The organism is Achromobacter sp. AONIH1 (genome assembly GCF_002902905.1).
GTDB lineage: Bacteria > Pseudomonadota > Gammaproteobacteria > Burkholderiales > Burkholderiaceae_B > Achromobacter.
This window is the reverse complement of record NZ_CP026124.1, coordinates 47,310-69,887: the sequence shown is the minus strand read 5'-3', so window position 1 is coordinate 69,887 and position 22,578 is coordinate 47,310. Positions and strand designations below refer to the sequence as shown.

At 67.9% G+C, this 22,578-nt stretch carries 18 protein-coding genes; 14 read left to right on the top strand and 4 right to left on the bottom strand.

Going from position 1 to position 22,578, the window contains the following annotated elements; translation table 11 throughout:
• Positions 1–451 precede the first annotated feature (451 nt).
• Together C2U31_RS00300 and C2U31_RS00295 are read right to left on the bottom strand one after the other, a co-directional pair.
• Positions 452–1,423 carry a thymidylate synthase gene (locus tag C2U31_RS00300; protein WP_103271102.1) on the bottom strand — a complete coding sequence of 324 codons (972 nt, stop codon included), beginning with the start codon at positions 1,421–1,423 and terminating at the stop codon, positions 452–454.
• Between the two features lie 135 nt (positions 1,424–1,558).
• Positions 1,559–1,999 (bottom strand): OsmC family protein, encoded by a 441-nt coding sequence (locus C2U31_RS00295; RefSeq protein ID WP_103271101.1) that lies wholly within the window; start codon positions 1,997–1,999, stop codon positions 1,559–1,561.
• 120 nt (positions 2,000–2,119) lie between these two features.
• Here C2U31_RS00295 and coq7 point away from each other — a divergent pair, with 120 nt between their 5' ends.
• The 10 genes from coq7 (at position 2,120) to C2U31_RS00245 (ending at position 14,980) form a co-directional block, all read left to right on the top strand.
• A complete protein-coding gene (gene coq7 / locus C2U31_RS00290) occupies positions 2,120–2,785 on the top strand; it encodes a 2-polyprenyl-3-methyl-6-methoxy-1,4-benzoquinone monooxygenase (RefSeq protein WP_103271100.1) in 666 nt (221 codons plus the stop codon).
• An 803-nt stretch (positions 2,786–3,588) separates the two neighbouring features.
• Positions 3,589–4,692 carry a glycosyltransferase gene (locus C2U31_RS00285; RefSeq protein WP_103271099.1) on the top strand — a complete coding sequence of 368 codons (1,104 nt, stop codon included), beginning with the start codon at positions 3,589–3,591 and terminating at the stop codon, positions 4,690–4,692.
• Positions 4,693–4,799: 107 nt separating this feature from the next.
• The gene (gene tviB, locus C2U31_RS00280) at positions 4,800–6,077 is read left to right on the top strand and encodes a Vi polysaccharide biosynthesis UDP-N-acetylglucosamine C-6 dehydrogenase TviB (RefSeq protein WP_103271098.1); all 1,278 of its coding nucleotides are present in this window, start codon (positions 4,800–4,802) and stop codon (positions 6,075–6,077) included.
• 14 nt (positions 6,078–6,091) lie between these two features.
• The gene (locus tag C2U31_RS00275) at positions 6,092–7,117 is read left to right on the top strand and encodes an SDR family oxidoreductase (protein WP_103271097.1); all 1,026 of its coding nucleotides are present in this window, start codon (positions 6,092–6,094) and stop codon (positions 7,115–7,117) included.
• 1 nt (position 7,118) lies between these two features.
• The gene (gene murJ, locus C2U31_RS00270; RefSeq protein ID WP_103271096.1) at positions 7,119–8,468 is read left to right on the top strand and encodes a murein biosynthesis integral membrane protein MurJ; all 1,350 of its coding nucleotides are present in this window, start codon (positions 7,119–7,121) and stop codon (positions 8,466–8,468) included.
• Positions 8,469–9,614 carry a glycosyltransferase family 4 protein gene (locus tag C2U31_RS00265; protein WP_103271095.1) on the top strand — a complete coding sequence of 382 codons (1,146 nt, stop codon included), beginning with the start codon at positions 8,469–8,471 and terminating at the stop codon, positions 9,612–9,614. It abuts the gene before it with no gap.
• A 47-nt stretch (positions 9,615–9,661) separates the two neighbouring features.
• Positions 9,662–11,575, top strand: coding sequence for an asparagine synthase (glutamine-hydrolyzing) (gene asnB / locus C2U31_RS00260; RefSeq protein ID WP_103271094.1), 1,914 nt, complete (start codon positions 9,662–9,664; stop codon positions 11,573–11,575).
• A 5-nt stretch (positions 11,576–11,580) separates the two neighbouring features.
• A complete protein-coding gene (locus C2U31_RS00255; RefSeq protein ID WP_103271093.1) occupies positions 11,581–12,696 on the top strand; it encodes a glycosyltransferase family 4 protein in 1,116 nt (371 codons plus the stop codon).
• On the top strand, positions 12,693–13,850 hold the full coding sequence (locus tag C2U31_RS00250; RefSeq protein WP_199770928.1) for a glycosyltransferase: 1,158 nt from the start codon (positions 12,693–12,695) through the stop codon (positions 13,848–13,850). The genes C2U31_RS00255 and C2U31_RS00250 overlap by 4 nt, the downstream gene beginning before the upstream one ends.
• Positions 13,847–14,980 carry a glycosyltransferase family 4 protein gene (locus C2U31_RS00245; protein WP_103271092.1) on the top strand — a complete coding sequence of 378 codons (1,134 nt, stop codon included), beginning with the start codon at positions 13,847–13,849 and terminating at the stop codon, positions 14,978–14,980. Before C2U31_RS00250 ends, C2U31_RS00245 begins: the two co-directional genes overlap by 4 nt.
• A gap of 45 nt (positions 14,981–15,025) precedes the next feature.
• Here the strand turns inward: C2U31_RS00245 and pgi are convergent, their stop codons facing one another.
• Positions 15,026–16,585, bottom strand: coding sequence for a glucose-6-phosphate isomerase (pgi, locus tag C2U31_RS00240; RefSeq protein ID WP_103271091.1), 1,560 nt, complete (start codon positions 16,583–16,585; stop codon positions 15,026–15,028).
• A gap of 10 nt (positions 16,586–16,595) precedes the next feature.
• Complete coding sequence (locus C2U31_RS00235) at positions 16,596–17,987, bottom strand: phosphomannomutase/phosphoglucomutase (protein WP_103271090.1); 1,392 nt, start codon at positions 17,985–17,987, stop codon at positions 16,596–16,598.
• A gap of 284 nt (positions 17,988–18,271) precedes the next feature.
• On the opposite strand from C2U31_RS00235, the gene C2U31_RS00230 reads away from it, so the two are divergent.
• The 4 genes from C2U31_RS00230 (at position 18,272) to C2U31_RS00215 (ending at position 22,571) form a co-directional block, all read left to right on the top strand.
• On the top strand, positions 18,272–18,901 hold the full coding sequence (locus tag C2U31_RS00230) for a BPTD_3102 family carboxylase-like protein (protein ID WP_103271089.1): 630 nt from the start codon (positions 18,272–18,274) through the stop codon (positions 18,899–18,901).
• 85 nt (positions 18,902–18,986) lie between these two features.
• Positions 18,987–20,402 (top strand): FAD-binding oxidoreductase, encoded by a 1,416-nt coding sequence (locus C2U31_RS00225; RefSeq protein ID WP_103271088.1) that lies wholly within the window; start codon positions 18,987–18,989, stop codon positions 20,400–20,402.
• Between the two features lie 68 nt (positions 20,403–20,470).
• Positions 20,471–21,184, top strand: a complete 714-nt coding sequence (locus tag C2U31_RS00220) for a response regulator transcription factor (protein WP_103271087.1) — start codon at positions 20,471–20,473, stop codon at positions 21,182–21,184.
• A 61-nt stretch (positions 21,185–21,245) separates the two neighbouring features.
• Positions 21,246–22,571, top strand: coding sequence for a HAMP domain-containing sensor histidine kinase (locus C2U31_RS00215; RefSeq protein WP_103271086.1), 1,326 nt, complete (start codon positions 21,246–21,248; stop codon positions 22,569–22,571).
• The last annotated feature ends 7 nt before the right edge of the window (positions 22,572–22,578 follow it).

Sequence of the window (22,578 nt, the reverse complement as noted above, 5' to 3'; positions counted from 1 at the left end):
TCGACGCTGGGGATTCACGTACTCTCTTTCTTTACTTTGGGCGGGGGGCTGCGGCCGGGCAACGAGGGCGACCGGCGAGGCCGGATGTCGCCCGGTCGCGCGGCGAGCGACGGGCACGGCGCAGCAGGGGCCGTTCGGCAGCAACGGGGCGCGTGCCATGCTGGACGCGCGTCCGGGGCTAAGGGATGGGTTATACAGAAAACGGGCTTTCAGAAGCTCACCAATCTTCACTTCGCGCGGCCACGATGCGGCCCAGCTTCGCCCCGCTTGCGCTTGCCCAAGCGCGGCGCGCTCGGCCCCGCGCCATTCGGACGCCCGGCCAGGAGCCTGCGCCATGGCGACAACCGTCAATTCGGCAAGGCCTCACACTATCGGGGCCGCGCGGAGCCGGCTTTGCCGGTCCGCGGCGGCGCCCCCCCTTGGGGGGAAGCGCGCAGCGCTCGGGGGGGGCCTAGACAGCCATCGGCGCCGTGAGCGGCGCGTGGTGCGTATAGCCTTCCAGCGTGAAATCGCCCGGCTCGACCCGCTCCAGCCATTCCGGCTCGTAGCGGCCAGTGGCCGCGAAGTCGGGGATGCGGTCCGACAGCACCAGGCGGGGGGCCTCGAAGGGCGTGCGGCTCAGTTGTTCGCGCAGCATCGGCAAGTGATTCTCGTAGATGTGCGCGTCGCCGATGAAATACGTGAACCAGCGCGGCGTGTAGCCCGTCAGCCGGCCGACCAGGTGCAGCAGCGCCGCGCCCTCGGTCAGGTTGAAGGGCGTGCCCAGGCCGACGTCGTTGGAGCGGATGTACAGGCACAGCGAGATCTCGCGCGTGCTGGCGTTCGGCAGGAACTGATAGAGCAGGTGGCAGGGCGGCAGCGCCATTTCCTCGATCTGGGCCCAGTTCCAGCCGTGGAACAGGATGCGGCGGTCGCCGGGGCGCTCATGGATCGTGTCCAGGCACTGGCGCAGCTGGTCGACGGCCTTGTAGAGCAGCACCTTGGGAGTGCCGCCTTCGTCCAGGTCCGCGACCTTGGCATAGCCGCGCGCCAGGGCGTCGGCGATCTGCGCCGGACGACCGGCGTCGAGCACCTTGTAGGCTGGCCACTGGCGCCATTGGACGCCGTACACCGGACCCAGGTCGTCCGGGCCTTCGCGATAGGGATTGGCCAGCCACTGGGCATTTTCATTGGCATTCTGGTCCCAGACCTTGCAGCCCAGCTCGCGGAACTCGGCCGCGCTGCGCGTGGCGCGCAGGAAGCCCACCAGCTCGCCGATGGCGGACTTGAACGCCAGTTTCTTGGTGGTGACCGCCGGGAAGCCCTGTTGCAGGTCGAAGCGCAGCGAGGCCCCGGGCATGCTCAGGGTGCGTATGCCGGTCCGGTTCTCCTGCCACGAGCCGGTGTCGAGGATGGATTGAACGAGGTCCAGGTATTGTTTCATGGCGGTCCCTGGCGCCATCCTGTCGGGCAGGGCGGCGCATGACGTCCCGCCGCGAGCGCGTCGCGGCGGGACGGTAAAAATAAACGGTGCGGAGGCTGAATTACACCATGCCGGCGGGCAGGGCCACGGCGGGCCTCAGGCGGCCGCGGCTTCCCGGGTGTCGACGATATCGACCGAGAAGGTCAGCTCGGCGGTCTTTTCCAGCATGGCTGAGGCCGAGCAGTATTTCTCGTGCGACAGCTGCACCGCGCGCTCGACCGCGGCGCGGGGCAGGTCGCGGCCGGTCACGGTGAAGGCGAAGTGGATGCGGGTGAAGACCTTGGGATCGGCGTCGGCGCGTTCGGCCTGGAGCTTGACGCTGCAGCCGCTCACAGCGTGCCGGCCGCGCTTGAGGATCAGGACCACGTCGTAGGCGGTGCAGCCGCCCGTGCCGGCCAGCAGCATTTCCATGGGGCGGGGCGCCAGATTGTGGCCGCCGCCATCCACGGCGCCGTCCATCACGGCCACGTGGCCGCTGCCGGTGCTGGCGGTGAAGAGCATGCCCGAAGGGCCGCCCCAGTCGATCGTGCATTCCATGTGCGTGTGTCCTTGAGCTTGAGCGCAGTCAATGGCTGATGATACCCGTTGCGTACAATCCCCAGCACGAGAGTCCCGCCCCGCGTCAGGGGCGTTCGACCGGATTTCCAGGAGTTGCTCATGCCCGCTGCCCCCTTCCCGTTGTTTTCGCGTCGTTCCGGCCCGCTGGACGCGCTGCTGGCCGAGGCGGACCGAGCGCTGCGGGTGCTGTCTGGCAACGCCACCGCTGGCCGGCCAAACCCGGCCAGCGCCGAAGAACTGCCCACTGCGCTGTCCGACAAGGAAAAACGCCACGCGGCAGGGCTGATGCGGGTGAACCACGTGGGCGAGGTCTGCGCCCAGGCGCTGTATCGCGGCCAGGCGTCGGTCTGCCGCGAACCCGCCGCCCGTGCCCTGTTGCTGGAAGCGGCGGCCGAAGAGGTCGATCACCTGGTCTGGTGCAATCAGCGCCTGAGCGAACTGGGCAGCCGGCCCAGTCTGTTGAATCCCGTCTGGTATGCAGGCTCATTCGCCCTGGGCGTGGTTGCCAGCTATGCCGGCGTGCCGCGCAACCTGGGTTTCATGGCCGAAACCGAGCGGCAGGTCGAAGCCCACCTCGATGGCCACCTGCAGACCTTGCCGCCGCAGGACGAGCGCTCGCGCCAGATCGTGCGCAAGATGAAGGAAGACGAGGCGCATCACCGCGCCAGCGCGGAAGCCGCTGGAGGCGTGCCGCTGCCCGCGCCGGTGCGCGGCGCCATGCGCGCCATGTCCAAGATCATGACCACGACGGCATACTGGATCTGAGCGGTATCGGATTGCCGCCATGCACGGCGGCAATCCGAACGGCGTTTGTTGCGGTGCGCAAAAAATGCCGCACAATGGTGCCTGGGCGCTGATTTGGTGCAAAATTCGATCGGGGATTACCCGAAATGCACCAGGGTATGCCCGAAAGGGGTTAACCCGTTAAGCAAAAACCCGGCGTTTGGGTAGATCGTTGATTCATGCGGGTTTGCGCAGCGCCAGGTCGAACCTTGCTGCTAATTCACAACGCCCGACGCTCGCCATTCCAGGCTTAAAAATAATTCTTGCATCGCACAAAAAAGATCGGTACTATGCATTTCATCGGATGTTGAAACGCAGACGGCGCGGTGCAAACCCCGGATGCCAAGTCGAGCGAAAGCCGCCCAACATGCCACGGTTGTCTCCTCCACCCTCCTCCTTTGGTGGATTTAGCCCGAGATCTCACGATCTCGGGCTTTTTTTTATTCCCGCGAGATTCGTCCCTAATTTTATGGGTGAGGCTCGGCCCGACAGCAAAACGTCAGGTCGCAGCCACTGATCGATATTCGCGTTTTCCCTTGGAGATTTCGCATGCGCCGGGGCGGAAAGCTCTACAATTACCCGATGATGATTGTGTCGCCGCAATGCCGCGGTTTCGCCGTATCCGACCGCCCTGTCGATCGGATCGGACGCGGATGGGTGGCCTGGCGCCGGGTGTTACGTTCTGTCCCGGTGATTTGCACTTCCTTATTGCTGCCATATATGAGCGTTACACCTGCCCCGGATAATGGCGGGCTTGTCTCGATAGACCAACCTGAGGTGACTCTGTGACCTGGCTGTACATCTGCGTGGTCGCGTTCATGGTGGGGGGACTCATCGTGGTGTCGGAGCGCTGGCATGGCGCCTTCACCGGCGACAGCGATCTCAACAAGCCGCAAGCGAACCATTCCCGCGCCACGCCGCGCGTGGGCGGGCTGGCGGTGCTGGCCGGCACGCTGGCGGGCCTGCTGGTGCTGGGTCCGAGCAACATGACGCTGACCTGGCTGTGGCCGGCGCTGTTCGTGGCCGCGTTGCCCGTGTTCGTCGCGGGCCTGCTCGAAGACATCACCAAGGACATCGGCGCCAGCAAGCGCCTGCTGGCGGCGTTCGGTTCCGCCGCCATCGCCTGGTGGCTGCTGGGCGGCGTGAGCCGCGTCGGCATGGCGCCGGTCGACTATGTGCTGTCGTTCTGGCCGGTATCCCTGGTCTTCACCATGTTCGCCGTGGGCGGCTGTACCCATGCGCTGAACATCGTCGACGGCATGAACGGTCTGGCCGGCATGGTCGCCACTCTGATGGCGGTGTCCATCAGCCTGGTGGCCTTGCAGGTGGGCGACATGCCGATCTTCATGATCGCCGCCGCGCTGGCGTCGGCCACGCTGGGCTTCCTGGTCTGGAACTTTCCGTTCGGCCGGGTCTTCCTGGGCGACGGCGGCGCGTACTTCCTGGGCTTCATGCTGGCCGAGCTGGCGGTGCTGCTGGTGGTGCGCAATCCATCGGTGTCGCCGTTCTATGCCCTGGCGGTGCTGTTCTATCCCGTATTCGAAACCGGTTTCTCGATCTGGCGCCGCCGCTTCAAACGCGGCGTGCCGGTGGACCAGCCCGACGCGCTGCACCTGCACCAGCTGGTGTTCCGTCGCCTGGTGCGCGTGACCTTCAGCCGCGGCCGCCGTCATGCGGTGCCGGCGCTGTGCAATGCGCTGGCCTCGCCCTACATGTGGGTGCTGGCCTTGATCGGTCTGGTGCCCGCCACCATCTGGTGGGACAACGCCTGGGCGCTGGGCGCGAGCCTGCTGGTCTTCGCCGGCGTCTACATCTGGCTGTATGCGCGCCTGGTGTCCTGGCGCCGGCCGGGTTGGCTGCTGCTGCCTTCGGTATTGAAAACCCATTGAGGCTTTGAGGTCCTGGACGCGTTTGTCCGGGAAACCCGATTGCTCAACACACTCATTGTTTCACCGTCTTTGAAGTGCCATGTCCTTTTCATGGCCAAGGGAGAGTTATGCTGCGTATTCAGGATGTGAAGCTCGCCGTCGTCGGCCTGGGCTATGTCGGCCTGCCGCTGGCAGTCGAGTTCGGCAAGAAGCGTTCCGTCATCGGCTTCGATATCAACGCGCGCCGCATCGACGCCCTGAAGGCCGGTCACGACCACACGCTGGAAGTCAGCGATGCCGAGCTGGCCGAAGCCGGGCAACTGAGCTACACGGCCGACCGCGCCGAGCTGGGCCAGGCCAACGTCTTCATCGTCACCGTGCCCACGCCGATCGACGAATACAAGCAGCCCGACCTGACGCCGCTGGTCAAGGCCAGTGAGACCATCGGCGCCGTGCTCAAGCGCGGCGACATCGTGATCTACGAATCCACCGTCTATCCGGGCGCCACCGAAGAGGATTGCGTGCCGGTGCTGGAGCGCGTGTCGGGCCTGAAGTTCAACGTGGACTTCTACGCCGGCTACAGCCCCGAGCGCATCAACCCGGGCGACAAGGATCACCGCGTCAGCACGATCAAGAAAGTCACGTCCGGTTCCACCCCTGAAGTGGCCGAGCTGGTCGACCAGCTGTACAAGCAGATCATCACCGCCGGCACGCACAAGGCGTCCAGCATCCGCGTGGCCGAGGCCGCCAAGGTCATCGAGAACACCCAGCGCGACGTGAACATCGCGCTGATCAACGAGCTGGCCCTGATCTTCAACAAGATGGGCATCGACACCGAGGCCGTGCTCAAGGCCGCCGGCACCAAGTGGAACTTCCTGCCGTTCCGTCCGGGCCTGGTGGGCGGCCACTGCATCGGCGTGGATCCCTACTACCTGACGCACAAGGCGCAGTCCATCGGCTACCACCCCGAGATCATCCTCGCGGGTCGTCGCCTGAACGACTCCATGGGCGGCTATGTGGTGTCGCAGCTGGTCAAGGCCATGACCAAGCGCCGCATCCATGTGCAGGGCGCGCGCGTGCTGGTGATGGGCCTGACCTTCAAGGAAAACTGCCCGGATCTGCGCAATACCCGCATCGTCGACATCGTGAAGGAACTGGGCGACTACAACGTGGACGTGGATGTGTACGATCCGTGGGTCGATCCGCAGGAAGCCGTGCATGAATACGGCATCACGCCGGTGGCCAAGCCGGAAGCCGGCAAGTACGACGCCGTGATCCTGGCCGTGGCGCATCGTCAGTTCGCCGACATGGGCGCGGCCGAGATCCGCAAGCTGGGCAAGCCCGAGCACATCCTGTACGACCTGAAGTACGTGCTCTCGCCCGCCGAATCCGATCTGCGCCTGTAAGAGGAGATCCTGGCATGAGCACCCGATACGAAAGCATCTCCCAGGACCTGGTGGCCGCGCCGCGCAAGTGGCTGGTGACCGGCTGCGCCGGCTTCATCGGCTCCAACTTGCTGGAAACCTTGTTGAAGCTGGGCCAGACCGTCACCGGCCTGGACAACTTCGCCACCGGCCATCAGCGCAATCTGGACGAAGTGCGCGCCAGCGTGTCGCCCGAACAATGGGCGCGCTTTACGTTCATCGAGGGCGATATCCGTGACCTGGCTGCCTGCCAGCGCGCGGTGCAGGGCGTCGATTTCGTACTGCATCAGGCCGCGCTGGGTTCGGTGCCGCGCTCGCTGAAGGATCCCATCACCACCAACGACGTGAACGTCGGCGGCTTCCTGAACGTGCTGGTGGCCGCGCGCGACGCGCAGGTCAAGTCGTTCGTGTACGCGGCGTCCAGTTCCACCTATGGCGACCATCCCGCGCTGCCCAAGGTGGAAGAGAATATCGGCAATCCGCTGTCGCCGTACGCCGTGACCAAGTATGTCAACGAACTCTATGCGGACGTGTTCGCGCGCTCGTATGGTTTCGAGACGGTCGGCCTGCGTTATTTCAACGTCTTCGGCAAGCGCCAGGATCCGGATGGCGCCTACGCCGCCGTGATCCCGAAGTGGACCGCGGCCATGATCAAGGGCGACGATGTGGTCATCAACGGCGACGGCGAGACCAGCCGGGACTTCTGCTTCGTCGCCAACGCCGTGCAGGCCAACCTGCTGGCCGCGATGGCGCCGCAAGAGGGGCGCAACCAGGTGTACAACGTCGCCGTCAGCGGCCGCAGCACGCTGAACGACCTGTTCGGCTTCCTGGTGCAGGCGCTGGGCCGCCAGGGCGTGGCCTATGCCAAGCCGGCCAAGTATGGCGAATTCCGCGCCGGCGACGTGCGCCATTCGCAGGCCGACGTCAGCAAGGCTGGCCGCCTGCTCGGTTATCAGCCCACGCACACCGTGCTGCAGGGGCTGGACGAGGCAATGCCCTGGTATACGCAATTCCTGCGTTGATTTGAAAGCACTCATCCGCAAACTCGGCAACATCCACCCGGACCACCAGCGTATCTTCAAAGGCGCGTTCCGGGTGGCGGTGTTCCTGCTGCTTGGCAAGGCCGCGGGCGCCGTCAAGGAAATGGCGGTGGCCTACCGCTATGGCGTCAGCGACGCGGTCGATGCCTACCAGTTCACCATGACCATGGCGACCTGGCTGCCGGTCACCATCGTGGGCGTGCTGTCGGTGGTGCTGATACCCGTGCTGGTGCGCCTGCGCCGCGCAGAGCGCGCTGAGCGGGATGATTTCATCCGTGAACTGCAGGGCTGGGTACTGGCCGCCGGGATCGCGCTCGCGCTGCTGACCTGGCTGGCCTGGCCTTATGCGCTGGATTGGCTGGGTGGCGGGCTGTCGCCGCAGGTGCGCGCCATGACAGGCGATCTGCTGGTGGCGTTCGCGCCGGTCTCGGCATTGCTGCTGGTGGCCGGCATCAGCGCCGCGCGCCTGCGCGCCCATGAGCGGCACGTCAACACGCTGCTGGACAGCGTGCCCGCCGTCGCCACGCTGGCATGGGTCATGCTGGCGGTCAGCGCCGATGGCGTCGGCCCGCTGCTGTGGGGCACTCTCGTTGGCTACGCCATCCAGACGGTCTGGCTCGCCTGGCTGGCCGCGCGGGCCGATACCGGATTCTGGGGGGCGCCACGCTTTACCTTGCGCTCGCCGCACTGGCCGGAATTGATGGGCGCCGCCGGCGTGATGCTGATCGGCCAGGTGGCGATGAGCTTTGTCGGCCCGCTGGACCAGTATGCCGCCGCCAATCTGGGGGCCAACGCCAACGCGACGCTGGGCTACGCCAGCCGGTTGCTGTCCTTGATCCTGGGCATCGGCGCGGTGTCGGTCGGTCGTGCCGCGCTGCCGGTGCTTGCAGACGTGCAGAGTCGCGGCGATACCGCGCGTGCGCGGTCCATGGCATTGAAGTGGTCGCTGCTGATGGTGCTGGCCGGCGCCGGCGCGGTGGCATTGGGCTGGCTGCTGGCGCCCTGGGGCGTTTCGGTGCTGTTCCAGCGCGGCGCCTTTACGGCGGAGAATACCCAGGCCGTGGCGCAGGTGCTGCGCTGGGGGCTGCTGCAACTGCCGTTCTATTTTGGCGTGCTGATCCTGGTGCAGTTGCTGGCGAGCCAGAACCGCTATCGCCTCATGTCCGGCATTGCCGTCGCCAACTTCGCGCTGAAGGCGGCGCTGAACGCCGTGCTGGCGCCTCGCATGGGCGCGGCCGGCATCATGCTGGCGACCAGCCTGATGTACCTGCTGTCCTTTGCCTGCTATCTGGCCGTGGCCTTGCGCCGCGCCGAACCCGAAAAGGCCGACTGAATGCCCGCCCTTCAAAGCGCCTCCCGCCCGCAGCGCGTGCTGCTGTTCATTCATTCGTTGCACGGCGGCGGCGCCGAGCGGGTGGCCGTGGACCTGAGCGCGCATTGGGCGCGGGCAGGGCGCGACGTCATGGTCGTGACCCAGGCCGGCAAGGAAGACGACGCTTATGCGCTGGATCCCAAGGTGAGCAGGGCGGTGCTCAACACCGTGGGCGAGGGCGGCGGTTTGCGGGGCATCTGGAGCAATGTGCGGCGCGTGCGCGCGCTGCGTCGCGTGATACGTGAATTCCGTCCCGATATCGTCCTGGGCATGATGACCACGGCATCCGTGCTGTCGGTGATCGCCGGCGCCGGTCTCGGGTGCCGCGTCATCGCCACCGAGCACACGCATCCGCCGTCGCAGGCCATGTCTGGCTTCTGGCAGCGTCTGCGCCGCTGGACCTATCCGAAGGCCGCGCGCGTGGTGGCGCTGACAAGCGGCACCGCAGCCTGGATCGAAACGCACGTGCCCGGCTCACGGCTGGCAGTGATCCCCAACCCGGTGCATTGGCCGTTGCCGCAGGCCGAGCCGCGCAAGTACCCCGAGCCCAGGCCTGGACGCCGCCGCCTGCTGGCGGTGGGGCGGCTGCACCAGGACAAGGGCTTTGATCTGTTGATCCAGGCTTTCGAGCAGCTGGCGTCCGCGCATCCCGACTGGGATCTGGTTATCCTGGGCGAGGGCGGCGAACGCGCCGCGCTGGAAGCACAACTGCGCCAGTCCGGGATGCAGGACCGAGTGTGGATGCCCGGCCGCGTCGGCAATGTGGGCGATTGGTACGCGAGCGCGGATCTCTACGTCCTGACATCGCGGTTCGAGGGCTTGTCGAATACGCTGCTCGAATCCATGGCCAGCGGCCTGGCCGCCGTTTGTTTCGATTGCGATACAGGGCCGCGCGAGGTCGTGCGCGATGGCGTCGATGGCGTGCTGGTGCGGCCCAACGGCGACGTGCCTGCGTTGTGCGCGGCGCTGGACGCGGTCATGGGCGATGACGCGATGCGTGCGCGCATGGCGGCCGCCGCGATCGATGTGCGCGACCGTTTTTCGGCCAACCGGGTGTTGGCCCGCTGGGAAGAACTTTTTGACGGCGTGACGCGGGCGGGCCGTTAGGCCGCCACGCAGCGCCGTCGCGATATGGTGACCACGAGAACCTGATCATGTGCGGAATAGTCGGAATTTGGGGCCCCTTGGCGGACAAGTCGCAGGTGCTGGCGGAAAGCTGCCGCCGCATCCGCCACCGCGGACCCGACAGCAATGGCTTCTGGGAGGATGCTGGCGCCGAGCTGGCGCTGGCGCACGTGCGCCTGGCCATCCAGGACCTGACGGAAGCCGGCCACCAGCCCATGGTGTCGGCCTGTGGACGCTACGTGATGGTCTTCAACGGCGAGATCTACAACCACCTGGACATGCGCAAGCAGCTCGAGCAGTCGGCGCTGGCGCCGTCGTGGCGCGGGCACTCCGACACCGAGACCTTGCTGGCCGGCTTTTCGGCGCTGGGCATCGAGGCCACGCTGCAGGCGGCGGTCGGCATGTTCGCCATCGCGCTGTGGGACCGTGCCGCGCGCAAGCTGGTGCTGGCGCGCGACCGCATGGGCGAAAAGCCGCTGTACTACGGCTATTCGGGCGCGGACCTGGTGTTCGCGTCGGAACTGAAGGGGCTGACGCCGGTGCCGGGATTCGGCCAGGAGCTGAACCGCAACGCGCTGGCGTCGTACATGCGGCACAACTACATTCCGGCGCCGCAATCGATCTACGCGGGCATCGCCAAGCTGCCGCCCGGCACCTGGATCGAGTTCACCGCCGACGACACCCGCAGCCGCCGCATGCCGGAGCCGCGCGTGTACTGGTCGGCGCGCGACGCCGCCGACACCGCCGCGCGCTCGCTGCTGGCGTTCGAGTCCGACGCGCAGGCCGTCGATGCGCTGGAGGGCGTGCTCTCCAAGGCTGTCGGCGGGCAGATGCTGTCCGATGTCAGCCTGGGCGCCTTCCTGTCGGGCGGCATCGATTCGTCCACCATCGTCGCGCTGATGCAGGCGCAGAGCGCCCAGCCCGTGCGCACCTTCGCCATCGGCTTCCACGAAAAGGGCTACGACGAGGCGCAGCACGCCAAGGCTGTCGCCACCCACCTGGGCACCGACCATACCGAGCTGTACGTCACCGCCGAGGATGCGCTGGCGGTGGTGCCGACGCTGGCGGACATGTATGACGAACCGTTTGCCGATTCCTCGCAGATTCCGACGTCGCTGGTGACGAAGATGGCACGCCAGCACGTGACCGTGGCGCTGTCCGGCGACGGCGGCGACGAGCTGTTCGGCGGCTATTCGCGCTATTTCCGTGTCAACAACTGGTGGCAGAAATGCGAGCGCATGCCCGCTTTCCTGCGCCATCCGGCCGGCGCCCTGTTGAGCGCGTCCACGCATTTGCCCGGCAAGGGCGCGTGGCGCGGCAAGGTCGGCAAGCTGGGCGAGTTGCTGCGCGCCGATACGCGTGGCGAGTTCTACCGCCTGTTCGTGTCCTATTGGTCGGATCCGGGCCGCGTGGTCAAGGGCGGCGTCGAGCCCGAGTCCGAGTTCGCGCGCGCCATGCAGGGCTCGACCTTCGAGTCCATGATGAAGCTGGACACGGTTACCTACCTGCCCGACGACATCCTGGTCAAGGTGGACCGCGCTGCCATGGCGGTCAGTCTGGAAACGCGCGTGCCGCTGATCGATCACCGCGTCTACGAATTCGCCTGGAGCCTGCCGCACCAGTACAAGGTGCGCGGCGGCACCGGCAAGTGGCTGCTGCGCCAGGTGCTGCACCGCCATGTCCCTCAAGCGCTGGTGGACCGTCCCAAGCGCGGTTTCGCCGTGCCGCTGGCTGCCTGGTTGCGCGGACCGCTGCGCGACTGGGCCGAGGCGCTGCTGGATCCGGCGCGGCTGCGCCAGGAAGGCTGGTTCGAGCCCGAACCGATTCTGCGCAAGTGGCGCGAGCATGTGTCCGGCCACCGCAACTGGGACAGCCATCTGTGGGGCGTGCTGATGATGCAGGCCTGGCTCGACCGCTATCGCGGCGCCGCGCGAGGGGCATGAGGCCCATGAAGATACTGATGCTGGTCAGCTCCATGCACGCGGGCGGCGCCGAGCGCGTCGCCGCGACGCTGGTCAATGCCTGGGCCGAGCGCGGCGACGAGGTCACGCTCACGCCCACGTACTCGTCCAAGGGCAGCTGCTTCTATCCGCTGTCGGACAAGGTGCGGCTGGCCTGGCTGGCCGACTTGGCGGGCACGCGCGCGTCGGGCGCGGTCGCCGCGTTCAAGCGCCTGCTGACGCTGCGCCGGCATGTGCGCGATACCCGGCCCGATGTGGTCGTGTCCTTCCTGACCAATGTCAACGTCGCCGCCATCCTGGCGACGCGCGGGCTGCGCGCGCCGCTGATCGTCTGCGAGCGCACCAATCCCACTGTCGACACCACCACCGGGCAGGTATGGCGCCGCTTGCGGCGCCTGTTGTACCCGCGCGCCGATATGGTGACCGTGCAGGCCGAGGCCACCGCCGGACCGTTCGCCAGGCAGGTGCCAGGCATCAAGCGGCTGGCGGTGATTCCCAATCCCTTGCCTGCGCCCCTGCTTGACGCGCCGCTGGTCGCGCAGCGCGACGGCGGTCCGCGCGAGCTGCTGGCGATGGGGCGGCTGGTGCCGGACAAGCAGTTCGATCTGTTGATCGACGTCTATGCCGAACTGGCGCCGCGCTTTCCCGATTGGAACCTGCGCATCTGGGGCGAAGGGCCGCAACGCGCCGCGCTGGAAAGCCAGGTCGCGCGCCTGGGGCTGCAAGAGCGGATCAGCCTGCCGGGACGCACGGAGACGCCCTGGGAGGCCCTGGCGCAGGGGCAGGCCTTCGTGCTCAGCTCGGCGGTGGAGGGATTTCCGAACGTGCTGCTCGAAGCGATGGCGCTGGGCCTGCCCAGCGTGGCGTTCGACTGCCCCAGCGGTCCGCGCGAAATGACGCGTGATGGCCAGGATGCGCTGCTGGTGCCGGCAGGCGAGCGCGGCGCCTTGCGCGACGCGCTGCGGCGCCTGCTGGAAGACCAGGCGCTGCGCACGCAGCTGGGCGCGCGTGGCGCGCAGGCCGTGCGCCAGCGCTATGCCCTGGCCAGCGTGCTGTCCGAATGGGATGCGCTGTTCGACGCGGTGCGGGGAGCGCGGCCATGAGCGCCCGGCCGCTGCGTGTGTTGCACGTGATCACGGGCCTGGGGCAGGGCGGCGCCGAGTCGGTGCTGTTCCGTCTGGCCACCCATGCCGGCGAGCCGGTGGAGCATGTCGTCGTCTCCCTGACCGATGAGGGCATCTACGGCGAGCGCCTGCGCGCCGCCGGCATCGAGGTCCATGCGCTGGGCATGCCGCGCGGCCGCGTCAGCCTGGGCGGATTCCTGGCCTTGCGACGCCTGATTGCCGGCAAGCGGCCCGACGCGGTGCAGACCTGGATGTATCACGCTGACCTGATCGGCGGCCTGGCCGCGCGTCTGGCCGGCGTGCGCGCGATCGCCTGGGGCATACGCAATTCCGGCGCGCATCTGGAACGCAGCAGCCGCTCGGCGCGGATGGTGCTGCGCGCCTGCGCCTTCCTGTCGCGCCGGGTGCCGCGCGCCATCGTGTGCGCGGCGCAGGACGCGGCCGAGCGCCATGCCGCGAAGGGCTATCGGCGCGATCGCATGACGGTGATCTCCAACGGTTATGACCTGTCGCGCTACGCGCCCGACGCGCAGGCCGGGGCGCGCATGCGGCAGCACTGGAATGTGCCGGCGGACGCGCCGCTGATCGGCTGCGTGGCGCGCTGGGATCCGCTCAAGGACCACGCCAACCTGCTGCGCGCGGTGGCCGCGCTGGTGCGCGATGGCCGCGATGCGGGCCTGCGTTGCGTGCTGGTGGGGCGCGGCATGACCGGCGAGAACGCCGAGCTGGCCGCCTTGATCGAACGGTTGGGCCTGGCCGAGCGTATCGTGCTGGCCGGCCCCAGCGACGATGTGCCGGCGGTGATGAACGGCCTGGACGTGCACGTGCTGTCCAGTTGCGCGGAAGGCTTTCCCAACGTGGTGGCCGAAGCCATGGCCTGCTCCGCCTATTGCGTGGTGACGGACGTGGGCGACGCCGCCTTCATCGTCGGCGAGACGGGCATCGTGGTGCCGCCCGAGCAGCCCGAGGCCCTGGCGCGCGGCATCGAGGCCGGGCTGGGCGAGGTGGCCGCGCGCGGCGGCCGTCGGGCCGGCGAGGCGGGGCGCGCGCGGGTGCTGGCCAATTTCAGCCTCGCGCGCATGGTCGAGCAATACATCGCGGTGTGGCGCCGCATTTCTGGAGATCAGGCATGAGCGCCGGACGCCGCTTGCTGTTCGTGGTCAACAATCCGGCGTTCTTCATGTCGCATCGCCTGCCCGTGGCCCTGGCCGCGCAGCGCGCCGGCTATGACGTGCACGTGGCCACCATGGACGGGCCGGCCGTGGCCGATATCCAGGCCCTGGGCATGACGCACCACGCCATTCCCATGACGCGCAGCGGCAAGCATCCGTTGCAGGAGCTGGGCACCTTGCTGGCGCTGATCCGTCTGTTTCGCCGCCTGCGGCCGCAGGTGGTGCATCTGGTGACGATCAAGCCGGTGCTGTATGGCGGCATCGCCGCGCGCCTCGCCCGGGTGCCGGGCATGGTCGCGGCGATTTCCGGCCTGGGGTTCGTGTTCCTGTCGAACTCGTTGAAGATGCGGCTCGTGCGCGCCGTGGTGGCGCGCCTGTACCGGATCGCGCTGGGGCATGGCAACAGCCGGGTGATTTTCCAGAATGCGAGCGACCGGGATCTGTTGAAATCCCTGGGGGCCGTGCGCGACGAACAGGTCGTGATGATCCGCGGGGCCGGGGTCGATCTGGCTGAGTACCGGGCATTGCCCGAGCCGCCCGAGCCGCCGGTCGTCGTCACCATGGTGGCGCGCCTGCTGCGCGACAAGGGCGTGAATGAATTCGTTGAGGCGGCGCGGCTGCTGCGCGCGCGCGGCGTGCCCGTGTCCATGCGCCTGGTGGGCGGCGTGGACGCTGGCAATCCTGCCTCGGCGACCCCGCAGGATGTCGAGGCGTGGCAGACGGAGGGCTGTGTCCAGACCCTGGGCGAACGCAGCGACGTGCCGGCGCTTTACGCTGCCTCGCATATCGCGGTGCTGCCGTCCTATCGCGAGGGGCTGCCGAAGTCGCTGATCGAGGCGGCGGCCTGCGGACGGGCCGTGGTCACGACCGACGTGCCTGGCTGCCGCGATGCGATCGAACCGGGCAAGACTGGCCTGCTTGTGCCGGTGCGCGACGCCGGCGCGCTGGCGGACGCAATCGCCCGGCTGGCGGCCGATCCGGCGCTGCGCCACGCGATGGGCGCGGCGGGACGCGCCCTGGCCGAGCGCGAATTCAATATCGAGCGCGTGGCGCGCATACACGTCGATCTATACGACGCATTGAGCGCTTGATGAAGGGCCGGGCGCGTTGCGCGCCCGGCTATGTGCAGCGGCGGGTCAGGAGTGCCGCGCGATCGCGTCGATCCAGTAGCGGGTGGAGGGATCTTGCTGCTCGGCCTGGGGCGACGGCGCGTCCAGTTCGCGGATGATGCCGCGAGCCAGCGCCTTGCCGAATTCCACGCCCCATTGGTCGAAGGGATTGATGCCCCAGATCACGCCCTGCGAGAACACCTTGTGCTCGTAGAGCGCCAGCAGCGCGCCCAGCGTATAGGCTTCCAGGCGCGGCAACACGATCAGCGAGGAAGGCCGGCCGCCGGGATGCACCAGGTGCATCGCCAGGATGCGGGCGCGGTCGGGGTCGCTTTCCTTGGCCGAGGTCTCGGTCAGCGCTTCCTCGAAGGTCTTGCCGCGCAGCAGCGCCGAACGCTGCGCCAGGCAGTTGGCGATCAGCAGTTCGTGATTGCGCGCATAGGCGTGATCTGGCTGCTCGCACAGGATGAAATCCACCGGCGCGCCGGCGGCGTCCTGGTGCAGCCATTGGAAGAACGTATGCTGGCAGTCCGTGCCGGGCATGCCCCAGACGGCAGGCCCCGTCGGCATGCCAACGGGACTGCCGTCGGCCGTGGCGACCTTGCCCAGTGATTCCATTTCCAGCTGCTGCGCCCAGGGCACCAGATGATGCAGGCGCGAGTCGTAGGGCGAGATGACCAGCGAGTCATAGCCCAGCACGTTGCGGTTCACCACGCCGGCGAGCGCCAGCTGCAGCGGCGCGTTTTCGGCGGCGGGCGCGTTGCGGAAATGTTCGTCCATGGCGGCGGCGCCGGCCAGCAGCTGGTCGAAGGTGTCATTGCCCAGCGCCAGCGCCACAGGCAGGCCGATGGCGGACCACAGTGAATAGCGGCCGCCCACCCAGTCCCAGATCTGGAAGATATGGTCGGGAGAAATGCCCAGGTTCAACGCCGCCTCGACGTTGGCGGTGATGGCTACGACCTGCTTGATCGGGTCGGCCACGCCCGCGTCCCGCAGCCAGTTCATGGCGACTTCGGCATTGGCTAGCGGTTCGGTGGTGGTGAAGGACTTGGAGGCGACGATCACCAGCGTATCGTGCGGGTCCAGCCGGCTCATCGCGTCGGCGACGGAGTGCGAATCCACGTTCGAGGCGAAGCGCACTTCCCGCCGCGCGCCGCCGTGGCGCAGCGCCCGCGTGATCAGCCGAGGCCCCCAATCGCTGCCGCCGATGCCCAGGTGCAGCACGCTGGAATAGCGGCCTGCGGCGTCGGCGTCGCGCACGAATTGGCGCACGCGTTCGCGTTCGGACTGCACGGCGTGCGCGACCATCGCGGGCGGAACGCCGGCGCGCAGCGCCGTATGCCAGGCGGGACGTCGCTCGGTCCAGTTGGCGTTGCCCCCGTCGAACAGCCGCGCGCGCGCTGTTTCGAAGTCCTGCTGCTGCAGCAGGGCGGCAGCAGCGAGTTCCAGCTCGGGAGATTGGGCCTGGGCGCTGAGGTCCAGTCGCAATCCGGGAGCATCGATGACTCGCAGTCGCTCTCCGCGGCGCGAGGCGCTGCGGGCGGCTGCGGCGAAGGTCTTCCAGGCGGGGCTGTCGGGCAGGGACATGGGGCTGATTCTAGAATGGCAGGATGGCTTCTGGCGCCAGTTTGGCCAGTTCGCGTCGGAAATCGGCTTGGATGCGGGCCAGCGCCTCGGCGCTCTGCGCCTCGAAACGCAGCACCACCACCGGCGTGGTATTCGACGGACGTGCCAGCCCGAAGCCATCCGGGTATTCGGCGCGCACGCCGTCGATGGTGACGACCCGGCTCGCGCCGGGGAACTGGCCGTGGTCCTGCAATGCGCGTACCAGCGCGAAGGGCTGGCCTTCTTCCATCTCCAGCTTCAGTTCAGGCGTGGACACGTCTTGCGGCAGGGCTTCGAGCGGCGCGCAGGCATCGGCGTGGCGCGACACGATTTCCAGCAGGCGGGCGCCGGTGTACAGGCCGTCGTCGAAGCCGTACCAGCGCTCCTTGAAGAAGATGTGGCCGCTCATCTCGCCTGCCAGCGGCGCGCCGGTTTCCGCGAGCTTGGCCTTGACCAGGGAATGGCCGGTCTTCCACATCATCGGCTGGCCGCCGGCGGCCTGCACCGACAGGCCCACATGCCGGCTGCATTTCACGTCGTAGATGATGGTGGCGCCGGGATTGCGGTCCAGCACGTCGCGCGCGAACAGCACCAGCTGGCGGTCGGGCCAGATGATCTGGCCGGACTTCGTGACCACGCCCAGCCGGTCGCCGTCGCCGTCGAAGGCCAGGCCCAGCTCACAGTCGGTATTGGCCACGCAGTCGATCAGGTCGCGCAGGTTCTTGGGTTCGGCAGGATCGGGATGGTGATTGGGAAAGGTGCCGTCCACCTCGCAGAACAGCTCGGTCACTTCGCAGCCGAGTGCGCGGAACAGCTGCGGCGCCACGGCGCCAGCCACGCCATTGCCGCAGTCGATGGCGATCTTCATGGGGCGGGCGAGTTTCACGCCGCTGGCCACGCGCGCGACATAGGCCTGCACCAGGTCCAGTTGCCGGCGCGTGCCAGGATGCGCGGCGACGGGCGCCGCGCCGCCGTTCATGACGCGCGCGAGTTCCTGCACGTCCTCGCCATACAGGGCGCGGCCGCCCATCATCATCTTGAAGCCGTTGTACTTGGGCGGGTTGTGGCTGCCGGTGATGGCCACGCCCGAACCGGTCTGCATGGTGTGCGCGGCGAAATACACCAGCGGCGTGGGCACCTGGCCGATATCGAGCGTATCGATGCCTTGTTCCAGCATGCCTTCCTGCAGCGCCGTCGACAGCATTTCGCTGCTGAGCCGGCCGTCGCGACCCACGACCAGCGTCTGGATGCCGGCCTCGCGGGCGCGTATCGCCAGCGCCGCGCCCAGCGCGCGGGCGAAGCCGGCGTCGATCAGGTCGGGCACGGTGCCGCGGATGTCGTAGGCCTTGAATACCGAAGCGGGGAATGGCGTGGTGGCGCCCATGCGGGATCCTTTGGCGGCGGGAAGGCCTAGGGGAAATCCCTGGCTTCGGTGCCGCAAAATCAATATGGTGTGTAAAAAAGGGATTATCGCGCAATTCTGGGGGGGCATGCCCGCTGCGTTCACAGCAGGCCGGGGCCTGGAGATCGACGCAAGAGTGTTGGAATCAGTCCCTTTTCCTCCTTCGGCCGACAGCGCCGTCGGACTGCGCCGCGGGCGCCGTCGCCGATGCCCGTCATCCGAAGGTGATACGCTTGCCATGCAAGCAGAAAGACCGGGAGGGGCCTATGGCTGCAAAAGTTTCCACAGTCATATCTTCGGGCGGCGCCAGGAACCGGCGCGGACCGCCCACGGACCACGCCGGACCCGCGGCCGGACGCGAGCGCAGGCTGGACATCCATGTCGTGGTGCCGCCGGGCGGCGACCCCCTGACGGGCCGTGCCTGGGAGCGCAGCGTCTGGCGCGAGGCGCGCGTGTTGATCGCCGAATGTCCGGCGCCGCACCTGCCCGCGTCGATGGAAAGCGCGCTGCGGGCGGTGGCCGCCAGTGTGGCGCGCGACCGTGGCTGGCAGGGCATGGGCACCGTGGCGTTTTCGCTGGATGACCGCAGCGGCGTGTTCCGGGTGCTGTGCGCCCAGGCCACGCCCCTGTCGGGCGCGGCGGTGGCCGATTGCGAACCTGTCGCCGCGCATGCGCTCGAACTGCGCATCGACGGTGGCGGGGACCGCCATGCGCCGTGCACACGCCTGCTGGTGTGTGGGGTGACGCGCGGAGACGCCCTGCGGCGCGCCTATCGGGCCTTGTCGGAAATGCCCGGCCCGGTCGCGGTGGACAGGGGGTTCCTGATGAATCTCATCGCTTCGCGGGCCTTCTGCTCGGGTCTGACCGGCACGCGGCTGGATCAGGCGGTAGGCTAGACGTCGGGCGCGCCCCTACAATATCCGCATGTCTTCCGAACCGCGTCTGGACCCGTGCCAGGCGCTCGACCTTGCGCGGCGCCCCATGACCCTGCTCAGCGAACTGCAGTCCCTGCTTGGACCCTCCCACGTGCTGACCGGCGCCGATGCCGACGGCTATGTGCAGGACTGGCGCCGCCGCTATCGCGGCGCGGCGCTGGCGGCGGTACGCCCCGGCAGCACGGATGAAGTGGCTGGCGTGGTCCGGCTGTGCCTGCGTCACGGCGTTCCGGTGGTGCCCCAGGGCGGCAACACCGGCCTGTGCGGTGGCGCCACGCCTGACGCATCGGGCTCGGCGGTTGTGCTGTCCACCGCCAGGCTGAACCGCGTGAGGGCGCTGGATACCGACAACGACACCATCACCGTCGAGGCCGGCTGCGTGCTGCAGGCCGTCCAGGAAGCGGCGGCGGCGGCGGGCCGGCTGTTTCCGCTCAGTCTCGCGGCCGAGGGCAGCTGCACCATCGGCGGCAACCTGGCCACGAACGCCGGCGGCACGCAGGTGCTGCGCTATGGCAATACGCGGGATCTTGCGCTGGGGCTGGAGGTCGTTACTGCCGACGGCGAGGTCTGGAACGGCCTGCGCGGCCTGCGCAAGGACAATACCGGCTACGACCTGCGCGATCTGTATATCGGCAGCGAAGGCACATTGGGCATTATCACCGCCGCAACGCTGAAGCTGTATCCGCGCCCGGTGGCATCCTGCACGGCGCTGCTCACGCTGAGCGGCATCGATGACGCGGTGGAGCTGCTGTCGCGCGCCCGCGCCGGCTTCGGCGCGTCGCTGACCGGCTTCGAGCTGATGAGCGGCGCCTGCCTGCAGGCCGTGGTGCGATTGTTTCCGCAGCAGCGCCTGCCTTTCGAAGGGGATTCCGCCGCCGCGCCCTGGTTCGCGCTGCTGGAGCTGTCCGATAGCGAAAGCGAGCAGCATGCACGCGAGCGTTTCGAGGCGGTGCTGGGAGCGGCCATCGAGGATGGGCTGGTCAGCGACGCGGCCATCGCCGCCAATGTGGCCCAGAGCAAGGCGCTCTGGCATCTGCGCGAGAGCATCCCGCTGGCCGAGGCCGAGCTGGGCAAATCGGTCAAGCACGATGTCTCGATCCCGATTTCCGCCATCGCCGGCTTTGTGGACAAGACCAACGCGCTGCTGCAGGCGCGCTTTCCCGGCGTGAGGCACGTGATCTTCGGCCATCTGGGCGACGGCAATCTGCATTACAACGTGGCCAATGCGGCCGGGCAGACCGAGGCCGAGCTGCTGGCGCTGCAGAGCGAGATCTATGGCGTGGTGCATGACAGCGTCCACGCGCATGCGGGCTCCATCAGCGCCGAGCATGGGGTGGGACAGCTCAAGCGCGACGAACTGCCGCGCTACAAGAGCGCGATCGAACTTGGGCTGATGCGCCGCATCAAGCGCGCCCTGGATCCGCAAGGCCTGATGAACCCGGGCAAAGTCCTGCAGGACTAGGGCCGGGCGGTCGGGAAAACTCAAACTCCAAGGCCGGATGTTCCGGCGGAATTGACCAGGAGGACAGCATGGCGGCAGGTCCCGCAGCGGGGGCGAACCATCGGGTGCTGATCGTCGAGGACGACAGCATCATCGCAGGCAACCTGTACACCTTTCTGGAGGCGCGAGGCTTTCTGCCCGATGCCGCCTACAGCGGGCCGGCCGCGCTCAAGCGCCTGGGCGAGCAGCGTTTCGACGCGGTTATCCTGGATATCGGCCTGCCCGGTATGGACGGCAACGCGGTGCTGCACACCCTGCGGACCGAACTGCGCCAGGCCGTGCCGGTGCTGGTGCTGACGGCGCGCGACAGCCTGGAGGATAAGCTGGCCGGTTTTTCGCATGGCGCCGACGACTACCTGACCAAGCCCTTCGCGCTGCTCGAGGTCGAGGCGCGCCTGCTGGCGCTGATCCAGCGCGCCCGGGGCAACACCGTGAACACGCTGCGGGAGTTCGGGACCTTGCGGTACGACACGCGCAGCCGCGATGTGTCCGTTGGCGGCGTGCCGGTGCACCTGACCCGCAAGGCGGCCGTCATCATGGAAGTGTTGTTGCGCGATCCGGGCCGGGTGGTCTCGCGCGAGGAACTGGAATCCGCGCTGTGGGGCGGCGAGCCGCCGTCCTCGGATGCCCTGCGCAGCCAGGTGCATCTGCTGCGCCGCGCGCTGGCGGATGCGGGCTTCGACGGCATCCAGACCATGCACGGAACGGGCTGGCGCCTGGTTCTGCCGGGAGAAGACGCGTGAACGCCGCTGGCGGCGTAGGCCGGGCGCCGATCGCCGGGCAGCCGTTGCCGGAGGATCGGCGATGAGCAGGGGCGGCAGCGGCACGCTGACCCAGCGAGTGGTGTGGGCCTTGACCGGGACGGTCGCGCTGTTCGTGACGGCCCTGGCCTTGCTGGCCTACCTGACGTTCGACCAGATGGAAGACGATCTGGTCAACGACATTCTCAATACCGAGATGGACCGGCTGGTGCAGCATGCGCGCGTCAGCGACGAATTCCTGCCTCGGCGCGGACCGCGCGTGCTGGGCGGCTCCATGCGCGCCTGGCTGCAATCGGACGGCCAGCCGCCGGCCGGCATTCCCAAGGAACTCCTGGGCCTGGAAAATGGCATGCACCTGATCGAGCCAGGGCCCTATACCTGGCATGTGATGGTGGCAGACACCGGCGGCGGCAAGGTCTACCTGCTCTACGATGCGACCGAAAACGAGGAGCGGGTGCATGATTTCGGCCTGATCGTGCTGGGCGTGGGGGCGATCTGCGTGGTCGGCGCCTATGCGCTGTCAAGGCGGGTGGCCGCCGTCGCGGCCGGGCCGCTGCTCGACCTGACCGACCGGCTGTCGACCTGGGCGCCCGGCTCTCCGGACCTGGCCGTGACGCGTGACGACGAGGCGGGCAGGCTGATCGAAGCGTTCAACCGCATGCAGAACCAGGTGGACAGGTCGATCGCGCGCGAGCGCGAGTTCGCTGGCAACCTGAGCCACGAGGTCCGCACGCCCCTGGCCGCCATTCGTTCCGACAGCGAGCTGATGCTGCTGACGCAGGTCCTGACGCCCGACCAGCGGCAGCGCCTGGCGCGCATCGTGGACAACGTCGACGACGTGGTCGTCTGTCTGGAAAGCGCCCGCGCCATGGCGCGCGATCAGCTTCGACCGCCCGAACCCGTGGATCTGGCGCAGTGCATGGCCGATGCCTGGCGCGGCCATGAGGCGCAGGCCGACCTGGCGGACCTGTGGCTGGACAACCGGATCCCCGAAGGGCATGTATTGATCCTGGATCGCTATGCCTTGCTGACCGTGCTGCGCAATCTGGTGCGCAATGCCATCGAGCATGCCGCGCCGGCCACGCTGATGGCCAGTCTGACCGGGGATGGCGCGCTGGCGCTGCGCGACGACGGCAAGGGCATAGACGAGGCCGACCTGCCTTTCCTCTTCCGCCGCTATTTCAGTGGTCGGCTGCGGGACGCCGGCGGCCTGGGACGGGACGAAACCGCCCATGGACTGGGCCTGGCGATCGCCAAGCGCGTCTGCGACATGCAGGGCTGGACGCTGACGGTGGAGTCGTCCAGGATGGGGCCGGCTCGTGGCACCTGCTTCTTGCTCCGCTTCAAGGACGAATCGGCACGGGTGTGACGCGGAT

Coding starts and splice junctions, on each gene's coding strand:
- C2U31_RS00300 (WP_103271102.1), bottom strand. CDS start 1,423: ATGAAACAATACCTGGACCTCGTTCAATCCATCCTCGACACCGGCTCG.
- C2U31_RS00295 (WP_103271101.1), bottom strand. CDS start 1,999: ATGGAATGCACGATCGACTGGGGCGGCCCTTCGGGCATGCTCTTCACC.
- coq7 (WP_103271100.1), top strand. CDS start 2,120: ATGCCCGCTGCCCCCTTCCCGTTGTTTTCGCGTCGTTCCGGCCCGCTG.
- tviB (WP_103271098.1), top strand. CDS start 4,800: ATGCTGCGTATTCAGGATGTGAAGCTCGCCGTCGTCGGCCTGGGCTAT.
- C2U31_RS00275 (WP_103271097.1), top strand. CDS start 6,092: ATGAGCACCCGATACGAAAGCATCTCCCAGGACCTGGTGGCCGCGCCG.
- C2U31_RS00265 (WP_103271095.1), top strand. CDS start 8,469: ATGCCCGCCCTTCAAAGCGCCTCCCGCCCGCAGCGCGTGCTGCTGTTC.
- asnB (WP_103271094.1), top strand. CDS start 9,662: ATGTGCGGAATAGTCGGAATTTGGGGCCCCTTGGCGGACAAGTCGCAG.
- C2U31_RS00255 (WP_103271093.1), top strand. CDS start 11,581: ATGAAGATACTGATGCTGGTCAGCTCCATGCACGCGGGCGGCGCCGAG.
- C2U31_RS00250 (WP_199770928.1), top strand. CDS start 12,693: ATGAGCGCCCGGCCGCTGCGTGTGTTGCACGTGATCACGGGCCTGGGG.
- C2U31_RS00245 (WP_103271092.1), top strand. CDS start 13,847: ATGAGCGCCGGACGCCGCTTGCTGTTCGTGGTCAACAATCCGGCGTTC.
- pgi (WP_103271091.1), bottom strand. CDS start 16,585: ATGTCCCTGCCCGACAGCCCCGCCTGGAAGACCTTCGCCGCAGCCGCC.
- C2U31_RS00235 (WP_103271090.1), bottom strand. CDS start 17,987: ATGGGCGCCACCACGCCATTCCCCGCTTCGGTATTCAAGGCCTACGAC.
- C2U31_RS00230 (WP_103271089.1), top strand. CDS start 18,272: ATGGCTGCAAAAGTTTCCACAGTCATATCTTCGGGCGGCGCCAGGAAC.
- C2U31_RS00225 (WP_103271088.1), top strand. CDS start 18,987: ATGACCCTGCTCAGCGAACTGCAGTCCCTGCTTGGACCCTCCCACGTG.
- C2U31_RS00220 (WP_103271087.1), top strand. CDS start 20,471: ATGGCGGCAGGTCCCGCAGCGGGGGCGAACCATCGGGTGCTGATCGTC.
- C2U31_RS00215 (WP_103271086.1), top strand. CDS start 21,246: ATGAGCAGGGGCGGCAGCGGCACGCTGACCCAGCGAGTGGTGTGGGCC.